Annotated in this window: 26 protein-coding genes; 20 read left to right on the top strand and 6 right to left on the bottom strand. The window is 61.9% G+C overall.

Features of this window, described 5'->3' with window-relative positions:
• Window positions 1–178: 178 nt before the first annotated feature.
• Window positions 179–679 (top strand): hypothetical protein, encoded by a 501-nt coding sequence (locus tag AB1E34_RS11465; RefSeq protein ID WP_372572483.1) that lies wholly within the window; start codon window positions 179–181, stop codon window positions 677–679.
• A gap of 29 nt (window positions 680–708) precedes the next feature.
• On the opposite strand, the gene AB1E34_RS11460 is transcribed toward AB1E34_RS11465, so the two are convergent.
• The 3 genes from AB1E34_RS11460 to AB1E34_RS11450 form a co-directional block, all read right to left on the bottom strand.
• A complete protein-coding gene (locus tag AB1E34_RS11460; protein WP_372572482.1) occupies window positions 709–1,965 on the bottom strand; it encodes a vWA domain-containing protein in 1,257 nt (418 codons plus the stop codon).
• Complete coding sequence (locus AB1E34_RS11455) at window positions 1,958–2,230, bottom strand: hypothetical protein (protein WP_372572481.1); 273 nt, start codon at window positions 2,228–2,230, stop codon at window positions 1,958–1,960. Before AB1E34_RS11455 ends, AB1E34_RS11460 begins: the two co-directional genes overlap by 8 nt.
• Window positions 2,231–2,485: 255 nt before the next feature.
• Complete coding sequence (locus AB1E34_RS11450; protein ID WP_372572480.1) at window positions 2,486–3,394, bottom strand: AAA family ATPase; 909 nt, start codon at window positions 3,392–3,394, stop codon at window positions 2,486–2,488.
• A 182-nt stretch (window positions 3,395–3,576) separates the two neighbouring features.
• Between AB1E34_RS11450 and AB1E34_RS11445 the strand changes: the two genes are divergently transcribed.
• The 18 genes from AB1E34_RS11445 to AB1E34_RS11360 all read left to right on the top strand — a co-directional run bounded on the left by AB1E34_RS11445 (window position 3,577) and on the right by AB1E34_RS11360 (window position 19,195).
• Complete coding sequence (locus AB1E34_RS11445; protein ID WP_372572479.1) at window positions 3,577–4,656, top strand: glycosyltransferase family 2 protein; 1,080 nt, start codon at window positions 3,577–3,579, stop codon at window positions 4,654–4,656.
• Between the two features lie 88 nt (window positions 4,657–4,744).
• On the top strand, window positions 4,745–5,707 hold the full coding sequence (locus AB1E34_RS11440) for a phosphoadenosine phosphosulfate reductase (protein ID WP_372572478.1): 963 nt from the start codon (window positions 4,745–4,747) through the stop codon (window positions 5,705–5,707).
• Between the two features lie 52 nt (window positions 5,708–5,759).
• Window positions 5,760–6,800, top strand: coding sequence for a dihydroorotase (gene pyrC / locus AB1E34_RS11435; protein WP_372572477.1), 1,041 nt, complete (start codon window positions 5,760–5,762; stop codon window positions 6,798–6,800).
• Window positions 6,801–6,824: 24 nt separating this feature from the next.
• Window positions 6,825–7,502 (top strand): orotate phosphoribosyltransferase, encoded by a 678-nt coding sequence (locus tag AB1E34_RS11430; protein WP_372572476.1) that lies wholly within the window; start codon window positions 6,825–6,827, stop codon window positions 7,500–7,502.
• 198 nt (window positions 7,503–7,700) lie between these two features.
• A complete protein-coding gene (locus AB1E34_RS11425; protein WP_372572475.1) occupies window positions 7,701–9,191 on the top strand; it encodes a replicative DNA helicase in 1,491 nt (496 codons plus the stop codon).
• Window positions 9,191–9,619: a VOC family protein gene (locus tag AB1E34_RS11420; RefSeq protein ID WP_372572474.1), complete on the top strand. Its 429-nt coding sequence runs from the start codon at window positions 9,191–9,193 to the stop codon at window positions 9,617–9,619. Before AB1E34_RS11425 ends, AB1E34_RS11420 begins: the two co-directional genes overlap by 1 nt.
• A gap of 86 nt (window positions 9,620–9,705) precedes the next feature.
• Window positions 9,706–10,740 (top strand): alanine racemase, encoded by a 1,035-nt coding sequence (gene alr / locus AB1E34_RS11415; RefSeq protein WP_372572473.1) that lies wholly within the window; start codon window positions 9,706–9,708, stop codon window positions 10,738–10,740.
• A complete protein-coding gene (locus AB1E34_RS11410) occupies window positions 10,737–11,519 on the top strand; it encodes an MlaE family ABC transporter permease (protein ID WP_372572472.1) in 783 nt (260 codons plus the stop codon). Before alr ends, AB1E34_RS11410 begins: the two co-directional genes overlap by 4 nt.
• Window positions 11,516–12,262 (top strand): ABC transporter ATP-binding protein, encoded by a 747-nt coding sequence (locus tag AB1E34_RS11405; protein ID WP_372572471.1) that lies wholly within the window; start codon window positions 11,516–11,518, stop codon window positions 12,260–12,262. Before AB1E34_RS11410 ends, AB1E34_RS11405 begins: the two co-directional genes overlap by 4 nt.
• Entirely contained in the window at window positions 12,262–12,708 is a 447-nt protein-coding gene (locus AB1E34_RS11400) for a hypothetical protein (protein ID WP_372572470.1), read from the top strand. Before AB1E34_RS11405 ends, AB1E34_RS11400 begins: the two co-directional genes overlap by 1 nt.
• A 16-nt stretch (window positions 12,709–12,724) precedes the next feature.
• Complete coding sequence (locus AB1E34_RS11395) at window positions 12,725–13,174, top strand: paraquat-inducible protein A (protein WP_372572469.1); 450 nt, start codon at window positions 12,725–12,727, stop codon at window positions 13,172–13,174.
• A gap of 166 nt (window positions 13,175–13,340) precedes the next feature.
• Window positions 13,341–14,093: a DNA repair protein gene (locus tag AB1E34_RS11390; protein WP_372572468.1), complete on the top strand. Its 753-nt coding sequence runs from the start codon at window positions 13,341–13,343 to the stop codon at window positions 14,091–14,093.
• 50 nt (window positions 14,094–14,143) lie between these two features.
• Entirely contained in the window at window positions 14,144–15,505 is a 1,362-nt protein-coding gene (radA, locus tag AB1E34_RS11385) for a DNA repair protein RadA (RefSeq protein WP_372572467.1), read from the top strand.
• Window positions 15,506–15,549: 44 nt separating this feature from the next.
• Entirely contained in the window at window positions 15,550–16,104 is a 555-nt protein-coding gene (locus tag AB1E34_RS11380) for a CvpA family protein (RefSeq protein WP_372572466.1), read from the top strand.
• Window positions 16,105–16,236: 132 nt separating this feature from the next.
• Window positions 16,237–16,752: a hypothetical protein gene (locus AB1E34_RS11375; protein ID WP_372572465.1), complete on the top strand. Its 516-nt coding sequence runs from the start codon at window positions 16,237–16,239 to the stop codon at window positions 16,750–16,752.
• A 157-nt stretch (window positions 16,753–16,909) separates the two neighbouring features.
• Entirely contained in the window at window positions 16,910–18,370 is a 1,461-nt protein-coding gene (purF, locus tag AB1E34_RS11370; protein ID WP_372572464.1) for an amidophosphoribosyltransferase, read from the top strand.
• Window positions 18,371–18,503: 133 nt separating this feature from the next.
• The gene (locus tag AB1E34_RS11365; protein ID WP_372572463.1) at window positions 18,504–18,749 is read left to right on the top strand and encodes a hypothetical protein; all 246 of its coding nucleotides are present in this window, start codon (window positions 18,504–18,506) and stop codon (window positions 18,747–18,749) included.
• Window positions 18,750–18,751: 2 nt separating this feature from the next.
• The gene (locus AB1E34_RS11360) at window positions 18,752–19,195 is read left to right on the top strand and encodes a DUF1284 domain-containing protein (RefSeq protein ID WP_372572462.1); all 444 of its coding nucleotides are present in this window, start codon (window positions 18,752–18,754) and stop codon (window positions 19,193–19,195) included.
• Here AB1E34_RS11360 and AB1E34_RS11355 read toward each other — a convergent pair.
• Window positions 19,187–20,176, bottom strand: coding sequence for a zinc-dependent alcohol dehydrogenase family protein (locus AB1E34_RS11355; protein ID WP_372572461.1), 990 nt, complete (start codon window positions 20,174–20,176; stop codon window positions 19,187–19,189). The genes AB1E34_RS11360 and AB1E34_RS11355 overlap by 9 nt on opposite strands.
• 106 nt (window positions 20,177–20,282) lie before the next feature.
• Window positions 20,283–20,885 (bottom strand): biotin transporter BioY, encoded by a 603-nt coding sequence (locus tag AB1E34_RS11350; RefSeq protein WP_372572460.1) that lies wholly within the window; start codon window positions 20,883–20,885, stop codon window positions 20,283–20,285.
• A gap of 99 nt (window positions 20,886–20,984) precedes the next feature.
• Between AB1E34_RS11350 and AB1E34_RS11345 the strand changes: the two genes are divergently transcribed.
• Window positions 20,985–21,629 (top strand): SDR family NAD(P)-dependent oxidoreductase, encoded by a 645-nt coding sequence (locus tag AB1E34_RS11345; RefSeq protein WP_372572459.1) that lies wholly within the window; start codon window positions 20,985–20,987, stop codon window positions 21,627–21,629.
• Here the strand turns inward: AB1E34_RS11345 and AB1E34_RS11340 are convergent.
• Window positions 21,626–22,474, bottom strand: coding sequence for an ATP-binding protein (locus AB1E34_RS11340; RefSeq protein WP_372572458.1), 849 nt, complete (start codon window positions 22,472–22,474; stop codon window positions 21,626–21,628). The two genes, AB1E34_RS11345 and AB1E34_RS11340, sit on opposite strands and share 4 nt — an antisense overlap.
• Window positions 22,475–22,549: the final 75 nt, after the last annotated feature.

Here is a 22,549-nt window from a genome sequence, read left to right as displayed (position 1 = left end):
TGTTTCAGCACTGGGAGCGAGGATTTTTCACCTCCGCGCAAACCGTCCGAAAATACTCAACCTTGACTTGCAGACGCAGCAGGTGCGGCCTAACCTGCCGCCAACGCACAACGGGTCGGCGAGGTGTCATCGGCGGCCCGTAAGCCCTCCTGTTTTTCACTGAGACAAAGGATAGATCATGACATATGCAAAACTGGGTTTCGCGGGGGCGCTTGCCCTGATGGCCGGCGCGGCGCAGGCCGATGAGTTCGAGGCCTATGGCACCACCGAAGGCTGGAATGTCTATGTGGACGCGACCAAGCAATCCTGTTTCGTCGAAGCCGTGGACGAGTCTGAAAACGTCGTGCAGATGGGTCTGACCACCGATCGCGGTGTTGGCTATGTCGGGGTCTTCACCAAAGCCAAGACCGATATCAAGAAGGACGAAACCCAGGCCGTGGCGGTCCTGATCGGGGATGACCTCTTTTTGGGCGACGCCACAGGCATGCGGGGCAACATCACCAAGGGCTATTCAGGCGGCTACGTCCTGTCCGACGACCCCGCCTTTTTCGAGGACATCGCCAAGCAATACACGATGACCGTGTTCCCCGAGAAGGAATACGCATTCGAGGTCAATCTGGCCGGCACCTACAAGGCGCTGGAGATGGCGCGCGAGTGTAACCAGAAACAGATCCAGTGATATGCTGACCGGGGCGGCTGCTGGCCGCCCTACCCCCGCGCGGCAACCAGCAGCCGCGCCTTTTCTCCGACATCATCGGGACGCGAGATCACCTCGGCCAGATCTTCAAGCGAGGCGATCGAATGGCCCGCACGAAAGCTGTCCACATGGGGCAGCATCGCCGCGATGCCGCGCGCCTTGGGCGCGAAGCCCTGCCAGCGCAGCAGCGGGTTCAGCCAGATCAAGCGGCGGGCCGAGAGGTGCAGACGCTCCATCTCCTTGGCCAGTTGATCGGGGTCGTCCCGGTCCAGCCCGTCAGTGATCAGCAGCACCACCGCGCCCTGCCCCATCACTCGGCGCGACCAGTCACGGTTGAACTGATGCAGGCAGTGGCCGATCCGCGTGCCGCCCTCCCAATCCTGCGCTTCGCCCCCCGCAGCAGCAAGGGCGGCATCCACATCGCGCTGATGCAGGTGCCGGGTGATGTTGGTGAGCCGCGTGCCGAACGTGAAGGCATGTACCTTGGCCCAACCCGCGCCCTTGGCATTGGCGACCGCATGCAGGAAATGCAGGATGATGCGGCTGTACTGGCTCATCGAGCCCGAAATATCGCACAGCACGACCAGATTGGGCCATCGCGGGCGAGGTTGCAGTTTCGCGATATCGCGCAACTCGCCCCCCTGCCGCATCGCCTGCCGCAAGGTGCGGGCCCGGTCGAGGCGGTGGCCCAGATGGCTGGCCTGTCCGCGCCGTGACGGGATCGGTTTCACCGGCAGTTCCAGTCGCGCCAGCATCCGCTTGGCGCGGGCCACTTCCTCGGTGCTCATCTGTTCGAAATCCAGACTCCGCAGCCGCTCCTCCGAGGACATGGTCATCGAGGCGTCGACCTCGATCTCGGTGCCCTCTTCCTGGTCTTCCATCTCGGGCAGGTCGCGCTGTGCTCCGTCCAGCAGCGCCTCGGCGGCGCGTTTTTCGGCGGCCTGCGCGGTGCGATCCTCCTGCACGCCGCGAATGGCGGGCAGCATCATCGCCATCATATGTTCCAGATAACGCGGGTCGCGCCAGTACAGCCGGAACACCTGCGCAAAGACCGCGCGGTGTTCGGGGCGGTTCACGAAACAGGCATGCAGCGTCCAGTAGAAATCACGCCGCGCGGTGAACCCCGCCGCCGCAACCGCCTGGATCGCGTCGACCACCCGCCCCGTCCCGATCGGCAGCCCGGCCTTACGCAGCGCGCGGGCGAAATGGATGATATTCTGAGCCAGTTTCGGGTTGTCTGGCGTGGCGAGCGGGAGTTGTTCAGCCATACATGACCGCAAGAATTGCAATGAATACAAGCAGCGTTGGTATGATAAAGCTCCAAACCACGACAAAGAAGACCGCGGTTTTTTCGTGCCACCACATACTATCGTCAATCTCGCGTAGTTTCCTATTCACGTAGTCAATATCGACAGACTTGTGAAGCTGGTCTTCTTCATCAAAAGCCCTCTCAAAGGCTTCGATAATATACTCAATGCGGCCCTTCATTTTTCCGCCGCCGTCATAAACGGCCTGCGCAAGCTTGGATGACATTGAGGAGTTCCATTGCCCCAATGACACTAGGTCACCGACCCAATGCACCGCGAGGGTGACCCAGAGAAGCATCAAAACGCAAATCAGTGACGCATCTGTTTGCGGCTCGCTAAGCGAGACGCCTAAGATGGTGAGTGAGCTAAGGTCAATCTTTAGCCAAACAGTCAAAATGGTCGCCGTAGACAACACAAAAAGGCCCCGCCCCGAAGCCGCTGTTGATCTACTTAGAAGTGGGCTTCCCGAGTAGTTCATTTGTCATGCAGGCTCCAGCGATGCCTTGGCCTGATCCAGCAGGCGCTTGGCCTCGGAGCCTTCGAGGCGCTGGATGTCGTCCTGGTATTTCAGCACCGCGCCCAGCGTATCGGCGATCACCTCGGGGCTGAGGTCGATGACGTCCAGCGCCAGCAGGCATTTGGCCCAGTCGATGGTCTCGGCCACGCCGGGCTTCTTGAACAGATCCTCGGTGCGCAATTGCTGGACAAAGGCCACAACCTCGCGGCTGAGCGCTTCGGCGACCTCGGGGGCGCGGGCGTGCAGGATTTCAACCTCGCGGGTGAAATCGGGGTAGTCGACCCAGTGATAAAGGCAGCGGCGTTTCAGCGCGTCATGCACCTCGCGCGTGCGGTTCGAGGTGAGGATAACGATGGGCGGCTCGGCGGCCTTGATCGTGCCAAGCTCGGGGATCGTCACCTGAAAATCGCTCAGCGCCTCCAGCAGGAAAGCCTCGAACGGTTCATCGGTACGGTCCAACTCGTCGATCAGCAGCACCGGCGCGCCGTTTTCGTCGGGGCGCATGGCCTGCAGCAGAGGGCGTTCGATCAGATAATCGTCGCTGAAAAGCTCGGATTGCAGTGCAGTTCGGTCCGCACCACCCGCTGCCTCGGCGGTACGGATGGCAACCATCTGAGCCGGGAAATTCCATTCATAGACGGCGCTTGAGGCATCAAGCCCCTCGTAACATTGCAGCCGGATCAGGCGGCGACCCAAAGCGGCCGACAGCGCCTTGGCGATCTCGGTCTTGCCGACCCCCGCCTCGCCTTCAAGAAACAGCGGACGCCCTAATTTGAGCGCGAGGAACACAACCGTCGCCAGCGCGCGGCCGCAGACATAGCCCTGCCCGGTCAGCGCGGATTGAACCGCGTCGATGCTGTCTGGTCGCTGCATGGTACCTCCCTCTTTGCCGGTGCAGCAGGTCATGGCACGGCGCTGGCGTCAAGCAAAGAGCCGTGCGACCTTAGTCGCATCACAGCTGTCCCGGTCCGGGCGATTGACGGGTTGAGGGCAAGATGCCATGACTTGCGCGGGCAACATGCAAAGCATCCCGGTCACGGGATCGGGGAGGTTGCATGCGATATCTGGCCGTGCTGACGGTTCGCAACGAAGGTGCCTTTCTGCTGGACTGGCTGGCCCATCACAGGGCTGCCGGGTTCACCGATTTCCTCGTGTTTTCCAACGATTGTCAGGACGGCACCGACGCCATCCTCGACCGGCTGGAGGAGATGGGCCACCTGACCCACCTGCGCAATGACGGCCCCTATGATAAGGGCGGCATCCAGTTCACCGCGCTCAAGGCGGCGTCAAAGCATCGTTTGGTCAGAAAAGCCGACTGGATCCTGCCGCTGGATGTGGATGAGTTCGTCAATATCCATGCCGGAGGCGGCACCGTTCAGGATCTGACCGCCGCCCTGCCCAAGGCCACGGCCATCACGCTGACCTGGCGGCTCTTCGGCAATGGCGAGGTCACACGCTACACCGACGCCCCGGTGCCCCGCCTCTTCACCCGTTGCGCCCCGGTGATCATGCATTGGCCCTGGCGCGCAGCGATGTTCAAAACGCTCTACCGCAACAATGGCGCCTACCGGAAACTGGGCGTGCACCGGCCCCGCTCACCACATCCCGAGAAAGAAGCAAAAGCCCGATGGTTCGACGGATCAGGCCGCGAAATCGACCTGCGACAGCAGAAAAAGCGCGTCTTTTCCGATTACGGGCGCGACAATTACGGGCTGGTGCAGCTGAACCATTATCCGCTGGGCGCGATGGAAAGCTATGTGCTCAAGGCCGATCGCGGTCGCGCGGTGCATTCCGATGACATGCTGGGTATGGATTACTGGGTGGAGCGGAACCTCAACACCGATACCGATGACAGCATCTCGCGCCTCAGCGACCGTGCCGATCCGCTGCGCGCTGAGATGATGGAGGATGCCGAGCTTGCCCAACTGCATGAAAACGCCGTGACCTGGCGCCATGAGCGGTTCCGCGAATTGATGGAGCTCGATCCCTATCGCGCGCTGTTCTCGCGCCTGCTGATGACGCCCCCCTCGCGCCCGGTGTCTGCCACCTCGGCCGAGACGCTGGCCTCTTTCGCCAGTATCGGGATCATGAAATCAAAGCGTGCCGGCGCTGGAACCAGCCAGAAAGAGACCTGAGTCCGACCCATATTTGGCCGCATTCGCCTTTTAGCTATGAGGCTACCCAACCGGTCCGCCAAGCGACCGGATCTCTGAGGATCGGCATATGAAGGACATCGAAAGCGCCCTTGACCAGCCGCTGGTCAACCTGCGCCCCCGCAGATGGAAGGCGCGATTGCTGGATCAGGTCCGGGCCGAAGGTGAGGTGCATGAGTTCGGCAGGCGGCATTTTGCAACCTTCATAAACCGTGGCCCGACCCTGCTGGTGAGCTTCGAGACGATACAGGGTATTCGGACCCTCTCGGACAGCCAGCAACCCTTGGGCTTTGAGATGGTGCGCAAGAAATCCTGGTCGCATCTCTGCCTCATCTCCAACGGGAACACCTGGTTTCGTGACAGCGAGGTCTATGCCTTTTTCGACCGGTTGATCGATGACGGAATATTCGAGGGGTATGACAAGGTGGTCTTCTATGGCGCGGGGCCGTGCGGCTATGCGGCGGCAGCGTTTTCGGTCGCGGCCCCCGGTGCCTCGGTCATCGCGCTTCAACCGCAAGCGACGCTGGACCCACGGATGACGGAATGGGACAACCGGTTCACCGAGATGCGCCGCACCGCCTTTGATGACCGGTTCGGCTATGCACCCGACATGCTGGACGCCGCCGATCAGGCCTTTGTGCTCTACGATCCCGGCCAGCGACTGGATGCGATGCATGCCACGCTCTTTGCGCGGCCCAATGTGACGCGGTTGCGCCTGCGTCATATGGGCAGTGAATTGCAGGCCCGCCTGATCGAGATGAAGCTGCTGCCCCGCCTGCTCACGATGGCAGCGGAAAACACGCTGACAGAGGCGGAATTCTACCGGATGTTACGCGCACGCCGCGCGTCCTCGCATTATCTTCTGATGCTCCGAAACCATCTGGAACATCACGAACGCCCCTATCTTGAGATGCTGTTATGCCGCAATGCGATCGCCCGATTGCCCATTCGCCGGTTGCAACGCCGCCTGGAACAGCTACAACAGCTTGCGGCGGAGGGAGCCTTCAGGCCGCCGCCGGACGGGTCCACCTGAACAAGCGCCACAGGGGCTTTCCCGTCCCGGGCTCCTGTGCTAGCCGAGGCGCATGAGCCAAAGCCTTACGATCCGCCGCCCCGACGACTGGCATCTGCACCTGCGCGACGGCGCGATGTTGCAGGCCGTCCTGCCCGAAACCGCCCGCCATTTCGCCCGCGCCATCATCATGCCGAACCTGGTGCCACCAGTGGTGACCGGCACGCAGGCCGCTGCCTATCGCGACCGCATTGTGGCCGCGCTGCCCGATGGCATGACGTTCGAGCCACTGATGACGCTCTACCTGACCGAGGAGACCGACCCCGAGGATGTGGCCGCCGCCCATGCCAGCGGGCTGGTCAAAGCGGTCAAGCTCTACCCGGCGGGAGCCACCACCAACTCTGCCAGCGGCGTGCGCGATTTCGACAAGGTGCGCGGCGTGCTGGAACGGATGGCCGAGATCGGCCTGCCGCTCTGCGTGCATGGCGAGGTCACCGATCCTGAGATCGACATTTTCGACCGCGAGGCGCAGTTCATCGAATGGGTGCTCGACCCGATCCGCCGTGACACGCCGGGTCTGCGCGTGGTGATGGAACATATCACGACGTCCAATGGTGTGGACTATGTAAAGGCCAATGACAGCGATCTAGGCGCGACGATCACCACCCATCACCTGATCATCAACCGCAACCATATCCTGGTGGGTGGCATCAAGCCGCATTACTACTGCCTGCCCGTCGCCAAGCGCGAGGAACATCGCCTCGCCCTGCGCGCCGCTGCCACCAGCGGGGACGCCCGGTTCTTTCTGGGCACTGACAGCGCGCCTCATACTGACCCGCTCAAGGAAAACGCCTGCGGCTGCGCGGGCTGCTTCACCGCCACCAACACCATGTCGCTGCTGGCCCATGTCTTTGAGGAAGACGGCGCATTGGACAAGCTGGAGGGATTCGCCTCGCGACACGGCCCCGGCTTCTACGGCCTGCCGGTCAACGAGGACAGTCTGACACTGACCAAGGGCGACGCGGTCACCTATCCCGACAAGATCGACACCGGCGACGGCCCGGTCACTGTATTCGACCCCGGTTTCCCCGTGCATTGGCACGTCACCGCCTGAACGACGCTTTCGAGGACCCCGATGATGATCCCCACTTCCTACCCGCCCGCCGAAGAGATCGCTCGCCTCACCGCGCGCATGTTGCTGGAAATCAAGGCGGTGCATTTCAACGCCCGCGAGCCTTTCACATTGGCCAGCGGATTGCCCAGCCCGACCTATATCGACTGCCGCAAGCTGATCTCCTACCCGCGCATCCGCTCGACCCTGATGGATTTCCTGACCGTCACGGTAATGCGCAATGCGGGGTTTGAGGCGTTCGACAATATCGCAGGCGGCGAAACCGCCGGCATTCCTTTTGCCGCGCTGGTAGCCGAGCGCATGGCACTGCCGATGACCTATGTCAGGAAGAAACCCAAAGGCTACGGCCGCAACGCCCGAATCGAAGGCGCGATGAACGAGGGCGAGCGCGTATTGCTGGTTGAGGACCTGACAACCGATGGCGGATCGAAGCTGAGCTTTGTCGATGCGATCCGCGAGACAGGCGCCAGTTGTGGGCATACAGCGGTGATCTTCTACTACGGCATCTTCCCGGAAACCGAAAAGACGCTGGGCGATCACGGGGTTGCGCTGCATCACCTATGCACCTGGTGGGACGTGCTGGCCGAAGCCAAAGCACAAGGCGCCTTCGACACCGAGACGCTGGACGGGGTCGAAGCGTTCCTGAACGACCCGCGCGACTGGCAGCGGGCCCACAAAAGCTAACCTGACGTCAGGCAGAAATCCACACATGGGCTGATTGGCTAATCTCCGCCTATCATACCAGATGTTGACGAAACGCCCGCCTTCCCTGCATGATGTTGGGGGCGGGTGACTACTCACAAACTATCCCCAGAAACATACAATTTGCCTCCGCCGCAGCACGACCGCTATGACATCACATCCAAGGGCGGTGAGAACAAAATGAACGAGATCAGCAGTATCGATCAGGCGCAGATTCAGATCCAGAATGCGGAAACCATGCCGCATTCGGTCGAGGCCGAGCAGCAGCTTTTGGGCGCGATCCTGACCAATAACGACCTCTATGACCGGGTGGCGGCCATTATCGGGCCGGAACATTTCTATGACCCGGTCCATGCCCGCATCTTCGAGGTCGCCTCAGCCCGCATCGCCAAGAACGCGCTGGCCTCGCCTGTTACGCTGAAATCCTTCATGGCCGATGACGAGGGCCTGAAAGAGCTGGGCGGTGCCACCTATCTGATCAATCTGGCCGGGGCCTCGATCAGCGCCTTTGCGGTGCATGATTATGCCCAGATGATCTATGACCTTGCGATCCGTCGCGAATTGATCGGGCTGGGGCGTGAGATTTCGGACAAGGCGGCGCGAGTCGACGTGGCCAGCGAACCCAAGGAACAGATCGTCGAGGCCGAGCAGAAACTCTATCAGCTATCCGAGCAGGGCCAGACCGAACAGGGGTTCAAATCCTTCCTCAAGGCCGTCACCGAAGCCGTGAACGTCACCAATGAAGCCTATCAGCGTGGCGGCGGCATGGCGGGCCTCTCGACCGGTCTGGCCGACCTGGACAAGCAGTTGGGGGGCCTGCACCCTTCGGACCTGATCATTCTGGCGGGCCGCCCCTCGATGGGCAAAACCTCGCTGGCGACCAACGTGGCCTTCAACGTGGCCAAGGCCTATAAGCGCGGGCAAAAGCCTGACGGTACCGAGGGCGCGGTGGATGGCGGCGTCGTCGGGTTCTTTTCGCTGGAGATGAGCGCCGAACAGCTTGCGGGGCGGATTCTGGCGGAAGCCTCGGAAATCTCGTCACACAAGATCCGCCAAGGCGACATGACGGAATCCGAATTCCGCCGCTTCGTCAATGCGGCCAAAGACCTTGAGGCCTGCCCTCTGTTCATCGACGACACACCCGCCCTGCCCATTGCCCAGCTTGCGGCACGTGCCCGGCGGCTGAAGCGGACCCATGGTCTGGACCTGCTGGTGATCGACTATCTGCAGCTCTGCCGGGGCATGGCCGACAACCGCGTCAACGAAATCGCCGAGATCTCGATGGGGATGAAGGCCATCGCCAAGGAATTGCAGATCCCGGTGGTCGCCCTGTCCCAGCTGTCCCGTCAGGTGGAAAACCGCGACGACAAGCGCCCGCAGCTCAGCGACCTGCGGGAATCCGGCTCGATCGAGCAGGATGCCGACGTGGTGATGTTTGTGTTCCGTGAGGAGTACTACAAGGAACGCGAGAAACCGGGCGATCATGAACTCGACAAGATGGAAGAGTGGAAGACCGCGATGGAACACCTGCATGGCAAGGCCGAGGTGATCGTGGGCAAGCAGCGTCATGGCCCCATCGGCACGGTGGAGCTGAGCTTCGAAGCGCAGTTCACCCGCTTCGGCAATCTGGTCAAACCCTGGCAGCAGGGGATCGAAGACATGGGCCATTGATGCCCGACATTCGCGGCGTCAATCATGTGACACTGGTTTGCACCGATCTCGATCGCTCCTGCACCTACTACCGCGACATTCTGGGCGCGCGGCCCCGCGCCCGTTGGGCGACGGGGGCCTATCTGGAACTGGGCACGCTCTGGCTGTGTCTTGAACTGGGCGCACCGGATAGCCGCGCCGATGACACTCATCTTGCGCTGGATTGCGATGCGTCCTGCTATGACGCTTTGGCCGCGCGCATCAAAGCGGCCAGTGCGTTGTGGAAAGAGAACCGGTCCGAAGGGGCCTCACTGTATTTCCTCGATCCCGATGATCACAAGCTGGAACTGCATGTCGGTGATCTGAGCACGCGCCTGGAGGCCTATCAGGGCAGAGACGATGTGGGGATCTTCCCGGCTCCTGTTTCCGGAGCGGAAACGGCAAGCTAGACTTTGCCGCTATCTCTGCGTAAACCCGCTCGACTGCGGGGATTTCTGACTTGACCTGCCCTGCCTCCATGTCATGAACAGGGCCCATGAGCACATCACATCTGACAATCGACCTGACCGCGCTGGCCGATAACTGGAAAGCGCTGGACGCTAGGAACAGCAGCGAGACCGGCGCGGTGGTCAAGGCGGACGGTTACGGGCTGGGCGCGGGCCGGGCCGCCAAGGCGCTGGCCGAGGCGGGCGCGCGTCAATTCTTCGTGGCCGTGGCCGAAGAAGGCGCTGCCGTGCGTAAGGCCGTGGGTGACGGGCCGGTCATCTCGGTCTTTTCGGGCCATATGCAGGGCGACGCGGCATTGTTGCGCGACAACAAGCTGGTGCCGATGATCAATTCGGTCGAACAAATGCTGCGCCATGCCCGCGAGCTTGGCGGTCACCCGTTTGGCATCCAACTCGATACCGGCATGAACCGTCTGGGGATCGAGCCCCATGAATGGGCCGCGCTCAGGGATGTAGCCCTGCGCCAGCACCCCACGCTGATCATGTCTCATCTGGCCTGCGCCGACGATCCGCACCATGCGATGAGTGCTCAACAGTTGCATGTTTTCAAAGAGGTAACGGGCGATCTTCAGGTTCCACGCTCGCTGGCCGCCACCGGTGGCCTGCTGCTTGGGCCGGACTATCATTTCGACCTCTGCCGCCCCGGTGTCGGGCTCTTTGGGGGCGAGCCGTTTGACGAGGCCAAGGCTGTGGTCACGCTTGATCTGCCGGTGATTCAGGTGCGCACAGTCGAAGAAGGCGAGACCGTGGGCTATGGCAATGCCTGGACCGCGCCGCGCAAATCCCGCATCGCCACAGTCTCGGCCGGTTATGCGGACGGGCTGCATCGTGCGCTTGGCTCCGGCATCGACCTGTTCCACGGCACCCAGACCTGCCCCGTTGTGGGCCGTGTGTCGATGGACCTGATCACCGTCGACATCACCGATCTGGAAAAAACGCCCGAAAACCTGCAGATTCTGAACCGGTTGCAGACGGTGGATGATCTGGCCGAAGCCGCCGGGACAATCGGCTATGAAATCCTGACCTCGCTGGGCAACAGATACCGCCGGAGCTACATTACATGAACCTTCTGGCGCCCTTGGGCTGGCTCGGGCGCATCACGCTCGAATTGCTGAGCATGTTCGGAGCCGTGTCGCTTTTTGCGGCCCGCGCCATCAGCCATATCTTCCGCCCGCCCTATTACCCGCGCGAATTGATGATCTCGCTGCTCAATATCGGATGGTTGTCGCTGCCCGTGGTGGGCCTGACCGCGATCTTCACCGGCGGCGCACTGGCGCTGCAGATCTACGCCGGTGGTGCGCGCTTCAATGCCGAGGCCGTAGTGCCGCAGATCGTCGCCATCGGCATGGTGCGCGAGCTCGGCCCGGTTCTGGTGGGTCTGATGATCGCCGCGCGCGTCACCTCCTCCATCGCGGCCGAGATTGCGACGATGAAGGTGACCGAGCAGATCGATGCGCTGGTGACGCTGTCGACCAATCCGATGAAATACCTTGTCGCACCCCGCGTGCTGGCGGCGCTGATCACCGTGCCGGTTCTGGTCGGGATCGGCGACATCATCGGGATCGCCGGTGGCTATACCGTCGCGGTGCAAAATCTGGGCTTTAACCCCGCCGCCTATCTGCGCAATACCGTTGACTTTTTGGAGATGCGGGACATTGTCTCCTCCCTCGTCAAAGGCGCGGCATTCGGCGGCATCGCGGCGGTGATGGGTTGCTACTACGGCATGAATTCGGGCCGCGGCGCGCAGGGTGTGGGTCGGGCCACCAAAAGCTCGGTCGAGTCGGCGGCGATCCTGATCCTGGCCGCCAACTTTGTGCTCACGGGGGTGTTCTTCTCGCTATGATCCTGATGGAGAATGTTCAGAAGTCCTTTGATGACAACCACGTGCTGCGCGGCATGAATCTCGAGATTCCCAAGGGCACCTCGATGGTGATCATCGGCGGGTCGGGCACCGGCAAATCGGTGGGGCTGAAATGCATTCTGGGGCTGATCAAGCCCGATGCGGGCCGCATCATGGTCGATGGCAAGGACGCCTCAAAAGGCGACCGCGACAAGTTTCTAGCGCGCTTCGGGATGCTGTTTCAGGGCGGCGCGCTATTTGACTCGCTGCCCGTCTGGCAGAACGTCGCCTTCCGCCTGCTGCGCGGCTCGCTGAAACGCCCCGTCGAGGAAGCCCGCGGGATCGCCATCGAGAAGTTGCGCCGCGTCGGTCTGAAATCCAATGTGGCCGACCGCTTCCCCGCGGAACTGTCGGGCGGGATGCAAAAACGCGTCGGCCTCGCCCGCGCCATCGCCGCCGAACCCGAGATCATCTTTTTCGACGAGCCGACCACCGGCCTCGACCCGATCATGTCCGGCGTCATCAACGACCTGATCCGCGAAATCGTGGTCGAGATGGGGGCCACCGCCATGACCATCACCCACGACATGTCCTCTGTCCGCGCCATCGCCGACAACGTGGCCATGCTGCATGACGGGGTGATTCAGTGGACCGGCCCGGTGAGCCAGATGGACGCCTCGGGCGATCCCTATCTGGAGCAGTTCATAACCGGCAGCGCAGAGGGGCCGATTGAGGCGGTGCGTTAATGATGCTCGCCTTTCCCCTATTTTTCGGAGCGTTTGCCTACTTAATCCTCAACTTGCAATTGGCCACTGGGTTTCCTCCCTTCTACGTTCATTGGGGCGAACAACACCAACGGGCTGGCTTCAAAGAGGACGTAATAGTGCCGGTGTTGGCAAGAGGTTTCTGGCTTTTTGTCGGCCTAGGTTTGGTCCTATTGGCTGCGGTGCTTAAAACTCCACATCTTGCTGCAATAGGAGCAATAGCACCTGCTTGTCTTGGGTTTCTTGTGCGAAAAAACTTGAAGAAGGAACAAGGGCTGCCCTATCCATTGTTAGACTTTGTGCGTTTTCGCCTACCAATAGCAGGACCTATTTTTGATCGGTGGCCGATGCTGGTTTTCGATGTGTGGACGGTGGGAATGGCTCTCGTGATTCCTGGAGTCATGCTGCTGCAAGCGTACACACAATAGTAACTCCGTAAGTTAGATGCTCCGCTTCCTCACCCTCTCCCTGCTGATCCTGTACCCCATCGCGTGGTTCGCACCTCTGATGCGGGCGGGGTTGTTGCCGATCTTCGGGCTCAGCGAGATCAGCGTGATCACCGGGTTGCAGGCGCTGTGGGGCTCGGATGTGTTCCTCGCCCTGCTGGTCACCTTCCTTGCGATCTTTGCACCCTATCTCAAGACACTCGGCCTCGTGCTGGTGCAATGGGACCTGCTGGACCGCCGCCTTTTGCCCAGCTTGCATATCCTTGGAAAGCTGGCGATGGGCGATATTTTCCTGGCCGCGATCTACATAACCGTTGTCAAGTCCATAGGTGTCGGAACCATCGAAACGGCCTGGGGGCTCTACCTGTTCACCGCCTGCATTCTGGCCTCACTGTTGCTGGGATATCTCACCGAGAACACGCTCAAGCGCGGTCACCACAGCGTGTAATTGCTTGAAAACCAATATCTGTGTATCATCTTTGATATTGAGGCCAGAGCTATTGTGCATGGGTGAACCATGCGGTCGGTGCTGGGAATATAGTTGAGCGCTTTTCCGCCGGTTCATCAGGGATTGATGAGGGTGGAGAGTTTTTGCCATGTTGGCGTTGCGTTCAATGTTATTCCAAAGTCAGGAGCTGCTGACGCGTCTGACGATTTTCGTTATCTGTGCCGGGGCGGTTCTGAGCGTCGGATTGACCCTTCTATCGGCAATGGGCGTGCTGCCCTGGTTGTCGCTGTCGGCAGGGATTGGCGATACGGTGTCGCCGCTGGCCGGTCCGATTGCCCAGATCGCGCTGACCTGTCTGATCCTGATGCTGGCTTTCTACTTGCCCGCCAACGCGCGGATCATGGCGCTGGAGCGCTCGCATCGCAACTTTGCCATCAACATGAACGATGTGGCCAACGCCTATCACGCCGCTCATTCGGCGGACCGCGAGGGCTATTTCACCCTGTCCTCTGAATTTGATGCTGTAAAGGAACGGCTGGCCTTCATGCGCGAACATCCCGACCTGGAGGATCTGGAGCCGGACGTTCTGGAACTGGCCGCGCAGATGAGCCAGATCAGCCGCGAACTGGCCCGCGTCTATTCCGACGACAAGGTCACCCGCGCCAAGGGCTTCCTGCAGCAGCGCCAGGAAGAACTGGAGCGGTTCAACAAGCGGCTGGGTGATGCCAAGATCGTCCTGCAGGAGATGCGGCAGTGGCACCACGAGATCGAGATCGAGGAATCTGTGGCGCGATCGCAGCTCGATCGTATCCGCGACGAGATGTTCGAGCTGTTGCCGGAACTTGCGGTGCAGCGTGGCAGTGATGAGGGCGGGCGGGCAAATATCCTGCCGCTACAGCCGGGGCGTGCAGCGGAATAGGCGCGGATTGGCGGTTGTGACCCGGCGGTGGCTCGGGCAGAAACGCCTTTATGGCAAAGAAGACGTTTTCCTGCTCGGCCTGCGGTGCGAGCTTTTCCAAATGGTCGGGGCGCTGCGAAGGCTGCGGCGAGTGGAATTCTATCTCGCAGGATGCGGGCCTGTCTGCGGGGCCCCCTTCGAAATCGCTCGGCAACCGGCGTGGTTCGCCCGTGCAGTTGAGCGATCTCAGCACCGAAGAAGCGCCACCGCCGCGCACATTGTGCGGAATGGGCGAGTTGGACAGGGTGCTGGGCGGTGGGCTGGTGCCCGCCTCGGCCATTCTGGTGGGCGGCGATCCGGGCATCGGCAAATCCACCCTGCTTTTGCAGGCTGCCGCGCAATTCGCGCGCTCGGGGCTGAAAACGATCTATGTCTCGGGTGAGGAAGCCTCGGCGCAGGTGCGGATGCGGGCGCAGCGGCTGGGTCTGACCGAAGCACCGGTGAAACTGGCCGCCGAGACCAATCTGCGCGACATCCTGACCACGCTGGAGGCCGAAAAGCCGCAGCTGGCGGTGATCGATTCGATCCAGACCATGTGGGCCGACAATGTGGACAGCGCGCCGGGCTCGGTCAGTCAGGTCCGCGCGGCAGCACATGAGCTGACCACCTTCGCCAAGCGCCATGGCGTGTCGATTGTCATGGTCGGGCATGTGACCAAAGAGGGTCAGATCGCAGGCCCCCGCGTGGTCGAGCATATGGTCGATACCGTGCTCTATTTCGAGGGCGAGCGCGGCCATCAGTTCCGCATCCTGCGCGCGGTCAAGAACCGGTTTGGCGCGGCAGATGAGATCGGTGTCTTCGAGATGACCGGCGCGGGGTTAAGCGAGGTCACCAACCCCTCCGCCCTCTTCCTGAGCGAACGGGGCGAGACCAGCCCCGGTTCGGTGGTTTTTGCAGGCATCGAAGGCACGCGGCCCGTATTGGTCGAGTTGCAGGCGCTGGTTGCCCCCTCGCCCCACAGCCAGCCCCGCCGCACCGTTGTGGGTTGGGATGGCGGCAGGCTGGCGATGATTCTCGCTGTGCTCGAAGCGCGCTGCGGCATCCCCTTTGCCGGTCTCGACGTCTATCTGAACGTGGCGGGCGGCATGAAGATCAGCGAACCCGCCGCCGATCTGGCAGTTGCCGCAGCGTTACTGAGTGCACGCGAAGACGCCGCCCTGCCCGCCGATACGGTGGTTTTTGGCGAGATTTCCCTCTCGGGCGCGCTCAGACCCGCGGCACAGACAGAAAACAGGTTGAAAGAGGCGCAAAAACTTGGTTTCACCGCCGCGATTGCTCCGGCTGGTGGCAAGACGGGCACCGTTGCCGGTCTGCAACTCACCCGACCCTCTGATCTGGCAGGGTTTGTTGGCGAAACCTTCGGAGCAGGTTAAGGTCGCCCGCGAACGGGCAGGAAACGAAAGAGCAGGCGCGCGCCATGGAAGGTTTCACCATTATCGACGGGGTCGTGGCCCTTGTCATCGTCTTGTCGGCGCTCTTGGCCTATGCCCGCGGTTTCGTCCGCGAGGTTATGGCCATCGCGGGCTGGGTCGCGGCCGCTGTGCTGGCCTTTATCTTCGCCCCCACGACCACGCCGCTGGTGCGCGAGGTTCCGGTCCTGCGCGACATTCTGGGCGAGAATTGCGAATTGTCGATCATTACGGCCTTCGCCGCCGTGTTTGCGGTGGCGCTGATCATCGTCAGCTTTATTACACCGCTGTTTTCATCGCTGGTCCAACGCTCGGCGCTTGGGGGGTTGGATCAGGGGATCGGGTTTCTCTTTGGCGTGCTGCGCGGCATCCTACTGGTCGCCATTGCCTTCTTTGTCTACGACACGGTGATGACGGGCGAGAATTTCACCGTTGTTGATGAAAGCCGCTCGGCGCTGGTCTTCGAGCGCCTGACCCAGCAGATCGAGGCGCAGGACCCCGAAGCCGCGCTTGGCTGGATCACCCAGCAATATGAGGATCTGGTCGGTACCTGCGCGCAGTAAGCCGGACATTCCGAGATCACGCAAAACCCGGCCTGCCCCAGCGCGCCGGGTTTTCTGTTTCCCGGCTTCGTGGACGCGGCGCCGCCGCAGAGCTAGGATTGCCCTGTCATCCGTTTGAACGCAGGGGGTCACATGACGCGCAAAACGATCTCCGCAACCGCCGCGCTGCTTGCAGCACTGGCCGCGACCAGCCCCGGTCTGGCCGAAGAATTCTCCCTCACCGGCAGCTACTCCGGGCTTTACGCCTGCGACAGCACGACGGCTGGCGTCCCCTCAAGCTGGGCGCGCCCGATGATAGCCGGGATTGTGCAGGAGGGTGCGAACTTTACCATGCAGGTGACCTATTCCGATAAGCTGGAAAGTCCGGATGCGGAATATTCGCTCTATTCCGGGAAGGTGTCCCTATCGCAGGACAACAACCTGCTCAGCGGCTATTTCGAAGCCTGCGGTGGCAGCTTCCCCTCGAAGGAACTTGGCCGCTTCTTTCCCAGCGCGACCGACATGTCGGATTTCAGCGTCACCATAGACAGTGTCTGGGCCTCTGATCAGGTGCCCAACCTGCCCGGCCTGACGGTCCAGACCTGCCGTTGGAGCCTGACACGCAGTTCAGGCACGGCACCAGATATCCGGCAATGCGCCACTGAATGACAACGACTGGTTGTACGATCCGGCGCGCGCAGGACAAACTCACGTATGGGAAGCGCAAAACTAATGTGATCCTTTCGTGACAGCGCGCGGTTAAGGCATTATGTGGAGGGCAGAACCTGAAACGGATTCGGAGCTGCCCGCCTTGCCAAGCAAGCAGATGCCCCCCGCCCACCCATTCGACGACGACAAGCTGCACGAAGAATGCGGAATATTTGGTGCCGTCGGCGTCAAGGATGCCGCAAATTTCGTAGCCCTGGGCCTGCACGCGCTGCAGCACCGGGGACAGGAGGCTGGCGGGATCGTCGCCCATGACCCGGAACAGGGCTTCAACAACGCCCGCCGCTTCGGCTATGTCCGCGACAATTTCACCTCGCAGAAGATCATGGAGACCCTGCCCGGTCCGCTGGCCATCGGCCATGTGCGCTATTCCACTGCGGGCACCAAGGGTCAGACCGCCATCCGCGATGTGCAGCCGTTTTTTGGCGAGTTCTCGATGGGCGGCGCGGCGATTGCCCACAACGGCAACATCACCAATGCCAACGCCCTGCGCCGCGAGCTGATCGAGCGCGGCTCGATCTTCCAAAGCTCGTCTGACAGCGAATGCATCATCCATCTGATGGCGCGCTCCCTGCAACGCAACATCCCCGAACGCATGGAAGATGCGCTGCGTCGGGTCGAGGGGGCGTTCTCGGTCGTGGCGATGACCCGCACCAAGCTGATCGGCGTGCGTGATCCGCTGGGCGTGCGCCCGCTGGTTCTGGGCAAGGTCGGCGACGGCTGGTGTCTGGCCTCGGAAACCTGCGCGCTCGACATTATCGGGGCCGAGTTCCTGCGCGAGATCGAACCGGGCGAGATGGTGGTCATCACGGCTGAAAAAGGGGTCGAGAGCCATTTCCCCTTCCGCCCGCAACCGTCGAAATTCTGCATCTTCGAGCATGTCTATTTCTCGCGCCCCGATTCGATTCTGGGCGGGCGTTCGGTCTATGAGACCCGCGAAGCGATTGGCCGCGAACTGGCCAAGGAAAGCCCGGTCGAGGCTGATCTGGTCTGCCCGGTTCCCGATAGCGGCACCCCGGCGGCCATCGGCTATTCGCTGCAATCCGGCATTCCCTACGCGATGGGCATCATCCGCAACCAGTATATGGGCCGGACCTTCATCGAGCCGACCGAGCAGATCCGCAACATGGGCGTACGGCTGAAGTTGAACGTCAACCGTGCCCTGATCGAAGGCAAGCGCATCATCCTAGTGGACGATTCGGTGGTGCGCGGCACAACCAGCCGCAAGATCAAGGAAATGATTCTGGATGCGGGCGCAAAAGAGGTGCATTTCCGCATCGCCAGCCCGCCAACCGCGTGGCCCTGTTTCTATGGCGTCGACACGCCGCAGCGCGACAAGCTGCTGGCCGCCACCATGACCGAAGACGAGATGTGCGAGCATCTGGCGGTGGATAGCCTGAAATTCATCTCGCTTGATGGTCTCTACCGCGCCGTGGGCGAGGCCAAGGGCCGCGACAAGGAATGCCCGCAATATTGCGATGCCTGCTTCTCGGGTGAATACCCGGTTCAGCCCGCTGACATGCTGGCGCAGGGGTTCGAACTCAAACCCGCCGCCGAGTAAATGCCGCAACGCAGCGGCGGGACTCCGCCCGCCCTGCCCTGTGACGTCCCGTCGTTCTTTCCAACGCCCCACCCTGCTGCTATCGCGGCGCGTCTGTCAAAGGTGGGGCCGGTACACACCGGTAAATTCCAGAATGCCGAGCAATGCTGTGAACAAGGCGGCCACTCAGCGTGGCGCGCTAAAGAAAAACGTGATGTCGCTGTTGGGTGTCTATGGCCCCCAAAATGCGATGCAGGCGCTGGTGCGTATGCCGGGTGGCCGGGTCAAAACGATCAAACCGGGCGCACGTCTGAGCGGCGGTCGCGTTGCGGCCATTGACGCGGACGGGCTGATTGTCCAGAAAAACGGCCAAGCCCAACGGATACCCCTGCTACAGTAACCATGTCCGATCCCGACACCAACCGGCTCCGCTTCCGACCCCATCACTTTCTCTGCGCTCTGGGCTATCAGGGCAAAGGCTATAGCGAAGCGTTCACCCGCAACATGGACCGTATCGTGCAGGACCGGCTGCGCGGCAAGGATGGCGACGCGGTTGAGATCGAGGTGACCGCGCAGACCGACTCGATCTGTGCTCCCTGCCCGCATCGGCGCGGCGCATTATGCGAGAGTCAGGAAAAGATCGAGACGCTGGACGCACGACATGCCGCCGCGCTGAAGCTGAGCGCGGGTGACCGGCTGAGCTGGGGGGCCGCCAAGGCGCGCATCCGCGCGCAGGTAAAACCCGGCGACCTGGGCGTGATCTGTGAAAGCTGCCAATGGCTGGAATACGGCATGTGCGAAGGCGCACTACGCCGCCTGCACGAGGCTGCCCAGCCATCAGCCTGACAGTGTCAGCACCGCCGCGCCCTGCAAACGCCCTGCCCTGAGATCATTGAGCGCGGTATTGGCCTGCTCCAGCGGATAGCGGATGGTTTCCGTCCTGACCCCTGCCGCTTCGGCCAGCGGAAAGAACGCCTCGCCATCCGCGCGGGTCAGGTTGGCGACCGAGAGGATGCTGCGCTCTTCCCACAAATCGGCATAGGGGAAAGCCGGGATGTCGCTCATATGGATGCCGCCGCAGACAACGCGGCCCCCTTTTCGGACCGCTTTCAGCGCCAGTGGCACCAGCGCGCCTACGGGGGCAAAGATGATCGCGGCGTCCAGTTCCTCGGGCGGAGGTTGCAAGGACGAGCCGGCCCAGACCGCCCCCAGCGCGCGGGCGAAGTCCTGCGCCGCATCATCGCCATCGCGAGTGAAGGCATAGACCGAAATCCCCTGATGGCGGGCGATCTGACACAGGATATGGGCCGCGGCCCCAAAGCCGTAAAGCCCCAGCCGTTCAACAGGCCCGGCAAGCCGGAGGCTGCGATACCCGATCAGCCCGGCACAGAGCAGCGGCGCGAGATCAACCGCATCCGCTTCCTCCGGCAAGGCAAAGACGAAACGGGCATCCGCCACGCAATACTCGGCATAGCCGCCATTGATCGTGTACCCGGTGAAACCGGGCGTATCGCACAGGTTTTCCTGTCCCGATCCGCAATAGGCGCAATGCCCGCAGGTATGGCCCAGCCACGGTACGCCGACCCGTTGTCCTTGCCTGAGAGCCTCAACGCCCTGCCCCAGCGCCGCGACCCGTCCGACGATCTCATGACCAGGCACCAGCGGCAGCGCCGGCGAGGTCAGATCACCATCGACCACGTGCAGATCGGTGCGGCAGACGCCGCAGGCCTCGACCCGGATCAGAACCTGCCCCGCGCCCGGCTCGGGGATCGGGATATCCGACAGGCTAAGCTGCGGGTTCTTGCCATCGAAGATCATCGCGCGCATCTCGCCCTCCTTACGGTCCTCTCCTGAGGAGTCTGAGTACAGGATCGCGATACGGGCAACAAAAAAGGGCGCCCGAGGCGCCCTTTTGTTCGCATTGGCAAGGGTATCAGCCCTTGCGCGCCTTCAGCAGCGACCAGCCGCCGGTGACCACCAGCGCAGCGATCACGGCTTTGATCGCATCGCCCAGCAGGAAGGGGCTGACCCAATAGGTCCAGATCGAATCAGCGGTCGAGCCGACCCAGCTGCCCTCGATGCCAAACAGACCGGCCACAGCCATCGGCCAGGCCACGCCCGGAACGTAGAGCAACGCCGAGACAACGATGCCGACAATCGCAGTGCTGACGACGCCTTTGGCCAGACCACGCTCTGCCGCCAGACCGGCCAGCCAGGCCACCATCACAAACCCCAAAAGGAAGCCTGCGGTCGGGCCAAACAATGCTGCAGTGGACGCACCACCCGCAAAGACCGGCAGCCCCATCGCGCCTTCGCCGAGATAGGCCAGCAGCGTCACTGCGCCCAGGCGCGAGCCATAGGTCAGGCCGACAACAAGGATCGCCAGCATCTGCATTGTGATCGGAACGGGCCACATCGGCACGCTGATTTGCGCGGCGACCGCAATGAACAGCGAACCGCCCAGCACCATCGCAGCCTTCCAACCCAGAGCTTCAGAGCCGATGACGGCTTTGCCTAGAACAGTTTCGCGAGTCATTTGTTTCTCCTTCAGATTTGGGCGCATAATTTTGCTGCAGCTGCAAAATGTCAAGCAACCCGGCTTGAAACGCAGCGAAAAGGATGAAATCAGCGGCCCATGAGTGAAATCAGGAAAACCGCCCTCGTCACCGGTGCCTCCCGCGGTCTTGGCTTTGCTATGGCCGAGGCGCTTGCGCCCGAGTATCACATAATTGCCGTGGGTCGCACAACCGGCGCGCTTGAGGATCTGGATGATCGCATTCAGGCCAAGGGCGGCGCGGCAACGCTGGCGCCGATGGACATCACCAACAAGGACGCGATGGGCACGCTCTGCCGCGGCATTCACGACCGCTGGGGCCATCTGGACCTGTGGCTGCATACCGCGATCCATGCCGCCCCGCTGACGCCCGCAATCTTTGTCGAGGGCAAGGATTGGGACAAGTCGCTGGCGGTGAATGCCAACGCCACCGCGCTGCTGATCTCTTATGTGGCGCCGTTGTTGGGTGAGGCCGGTCAAGCTTTGTTCTTTGACGATCCCCGCGCCGGAGAGAAATTCTTTGGCAGCTACGGTGCGACCAAGGCGGCGCAAATGGCGCTGGTGCAAAGCTGGGTGGCCGAGAGCGAACGGACCGGCCCCAAGGTACAGATCCTGACCCCGAACCCCATGAGCACAGCGCTGCGGGCAAGGTTCTTTCCGGGCGAGGACAGGTCGGCACTGGCCAGCCCCGTAGATGAGGCCGAACGGCTGCTGGCCGCGCTTTAACCGCCGCTCAGCCGCACGCCCTGACGGCCCGCCAGATCGACAAAGAACTGCCACGCCACGCGACCAGATCGCGCGCCGCGCGTGGCCTGCCATTCGATCGCCTCGGCGCGCAGGGTTTCCGGCTCGGTCGTGACGCCATAGGCGGCGCAATAGCTGTCGATCATCGCCAGATATTCATCCTGCGTGCAGGGGTGGAAGCCGAGCCAGAGGCCAAAGCGGTCGCTGAGCGACACCTTCTCCTCGACCGCCTCTGAGGGGTTGATGGCGCTGGAGCGCTCATTCTCGATCATGTCGCGCGGCATCAGGTGGCGGCGGTTTGAGGTGGCATAAAAGACCACGTTTTCCGGTCGCCCCTCGATCCCGCCATCCAGCACCGCCTTAAGGCTTTTGTAATGCTGATCGTCATGGCTGAAGGACAGGTCATCGCAGAACAGAATGAACCGGTAAGGCGCGCTGCGCAGATGGTTCAATAGCCGCCCGACCGAGGGCAGATCCTCGCGCTGTAGCTCGATCAACTTCAGGGTCGGGAAATCCTGTTGAAGTGATCCGTGCACTGCCTTGACAAGGCTGGATTTCCCCATCCCACGCGCCCCCCAGAGAAGGGCATTGTTGGCCTTGAACCCTTCGGCAAAGCGGCGGGTGTTGTCGGCCAGCGTATCGCGGGATCGGTTGATGCCCAGAAGCAGCTCAAGTTCAACCCGGTTGACCTCCGCCACCGGTTCCAGCCGTTCCGGGGCCACATGCCAGACAAAGGCCGTGGCACTGGCAAAATCGGGTGCGGCAAGTGGCGCGGGCGACATACGCTCCAGCGCCTCGGCGATGCGGGTCAATGCGGTCTGGTCCATCGGGGGTCTCCGTCTGTACTCGCCGGTTTTCAAAGCATGTTCCGCCGAGGGCAGCAAGAGGCAGCGCGCGCCTGC

The organism is Ruegeria jejuensis (assembly GCF_041537905.1).
GTDB lineage: Bacteria > Pseudomonadota > Alphaproteobacteria > Rhodobacterales > Rhodobacteraceae > Ruegeria_C.
The sequence above is the reverse complement of the archived record's forward strand: the minus strand, read 5'-3'. Positions and strand labels throughout refer to the sequence as shown.

Coding starts and splice junctions, on each gene's coding strand:
- AB1E34_RS11465 (WP_372572483.1), top strand. CDS start 179: ATGACATATGCAAAACTGGGTTTCGCGGGGGCGCTTGCCCTGATGGCC.
- AB1E34_RS11460 (WP_372572482.1), bottom strand. CDS start 1,965: ATGGCTGAACAACTCCCGCTCGCCACGCCAGACAACCCGAAACTGGCT.
- AB1E34_RS11455 (WP_372572481.1), bottom strand. CDS start 2,230: ATGTCATCCAAGCTTGCGCAGGCCGTTTATGACGGCGGCGGAAAAATG.
- AB1E34_RS11450 (WP_372572480.1), bottom strand. CDS start 3,394: ATGCAGCGACCAGACAGCATCGACGCGGTTCAATCCGCGCTGACCGGG.
- AB1E34_RS11445 (WP_372572479.1), top strand. CDS start 3,577: ATGCGATATCTGGCCGTGCTGACGGTTCGCAACGAAGGTGCCTTTCTG.
- AB1E34_RS11440 (WP_372572478.1), top strand. CDS start 4,745: ATGAAGGACATCGAAAGCGCCCTTGACCAGCCGCTGGTCAACCTGCGC.
- pyrC (WP_372572477.1), top strand. CDS start 5,760: ATGAGCCAAAGCCTTACGATCCGCCGCCCCGACGACTGGCATCTGCAC.
- AB1E34_RS11430 (WP_372572476.1), top strand. CDS start 6,825: ATGATCCCCACTTCCTACCCGCCCGCCGAAGAGATCGCTCGCCTCACC.
- AB1E34_RS11425 (WP_372572475.1), top strand. CDS start 7,701: ATGAACGAGATCAGCAGTATCGATCAGGCGCAGATTCAGATCCAGAAT.
- AB1E34_RS11420 (WP_372572474.1), top strand. CDS start 9,191: ATGCCCGACATTCGCGGCGTCAATCATGTGACACTGGTTTGCACCGAT.
- alr (WP_372572473.1), top strand. CDS start 9,706: ATGAGCACATCACATCTGACAATCGACCTGACCGCGCTGGCCGATAAC.
- AB1E34_RS11410 (WP_372572472.1), top strand. CDS start 10,737: ATGAACCTTCTGGCGCCCTTGGGCTGGCTCGGGCGCATCACGCTCGAA.
- AB1E34_RS11405 (WP_372572471.1), top strand. CDS start 11,516: ATGATCCTGATGGAGAATGTTCAGAAGTCCTTTGATGACAACCACGTG.
- AB1E34_RS11400 (WP_372572470.1), top strand. CDS start 12,262: ATGATGCTCGCCTTTCCCCTATTTTTCGGAGCGTTTGCCTACTTAATC.
- AB1E34_RS11395 (WP_372572469.1), top strand. CDS start 12,725: ATGCTCCGCTTCCTCACCCTCTCCCTGCTGATCCTGTACCCCATCGCG.
- AB1E34_RS11390 (WP_372572468.1), top strand. CDS start 13,341: ATGTTATTCCAAAGTCAGGAGCTGCTGACGCGTCTGACGATTTTCGTT.
- radA (WP_372572467.1), top strand. CDS start 14,144: ATGGCAAAGAAGACGTTTTCCTGCTCGGCCTGCGGTGCGAGCTTTTCC.
- AB1E34_RS11380 (WP_372572466.1), top strand. CDS start 15,550: ATGGAAGGTTTCACCATTATCGACGGGGTCGTGGCCCTTGTCATCGTC.
- AB1E34_RS11375 (WP_372572465.1), top strand. CDS start 16,237: ATGACGCGCAAAACGATCTCCGCAACCGCCGCGCTGCTTGCAGCACTG.
- purF (WP_372572464.1), top strand. CDS start 16,910: ATGCCCCCCGCCCACCCATTCGACGACGACAAGCTGCACGAAGAATGC.
- AB1E34_RS11365 (WP_372572463.1), top strand. CDS start 18,504: ATGCCGAGCAATGCTGTGAACAAGGCGGCCACTCAGCGTGGCGCGCTA.
- AB1E34_RS11360 (WP_372572462.1), top strand. CDS start 18,752: ATGTCCGATCCCGACACCAACCGGCTCCGCTTCCGACCCCATCACTTT.
- AB1E34_RS11355 (WP_372572461.1), bottom strand. CDS start 20,176: ATGCGCGCGATGATCTTCGATGGCAAGAACCCGCAGCTTAGCCTGTCG.
- AB1E34_RS11350 (WP_372572460.1), bottom strand. CDS start 20,885: ATGACTCGCGAAACTGTTCTAGGCAAAGCCGTCATCGGCTCTGAAGCT.
- AB1E34_RS11345 (WP_372572459.1), top strand. CDS start 20,985: ATGAGTGAAATCAGGAAAACCGCCCTCGTCACCGGTGCCTCCCGCGGT.
- AB1E34_RS11340 (WP_372572458.1), bottom strand. CDS start 22,474: ATGGACCAGACCGCATTGACCCGCATCGCCGAGGCGCTGGAGCGTATG.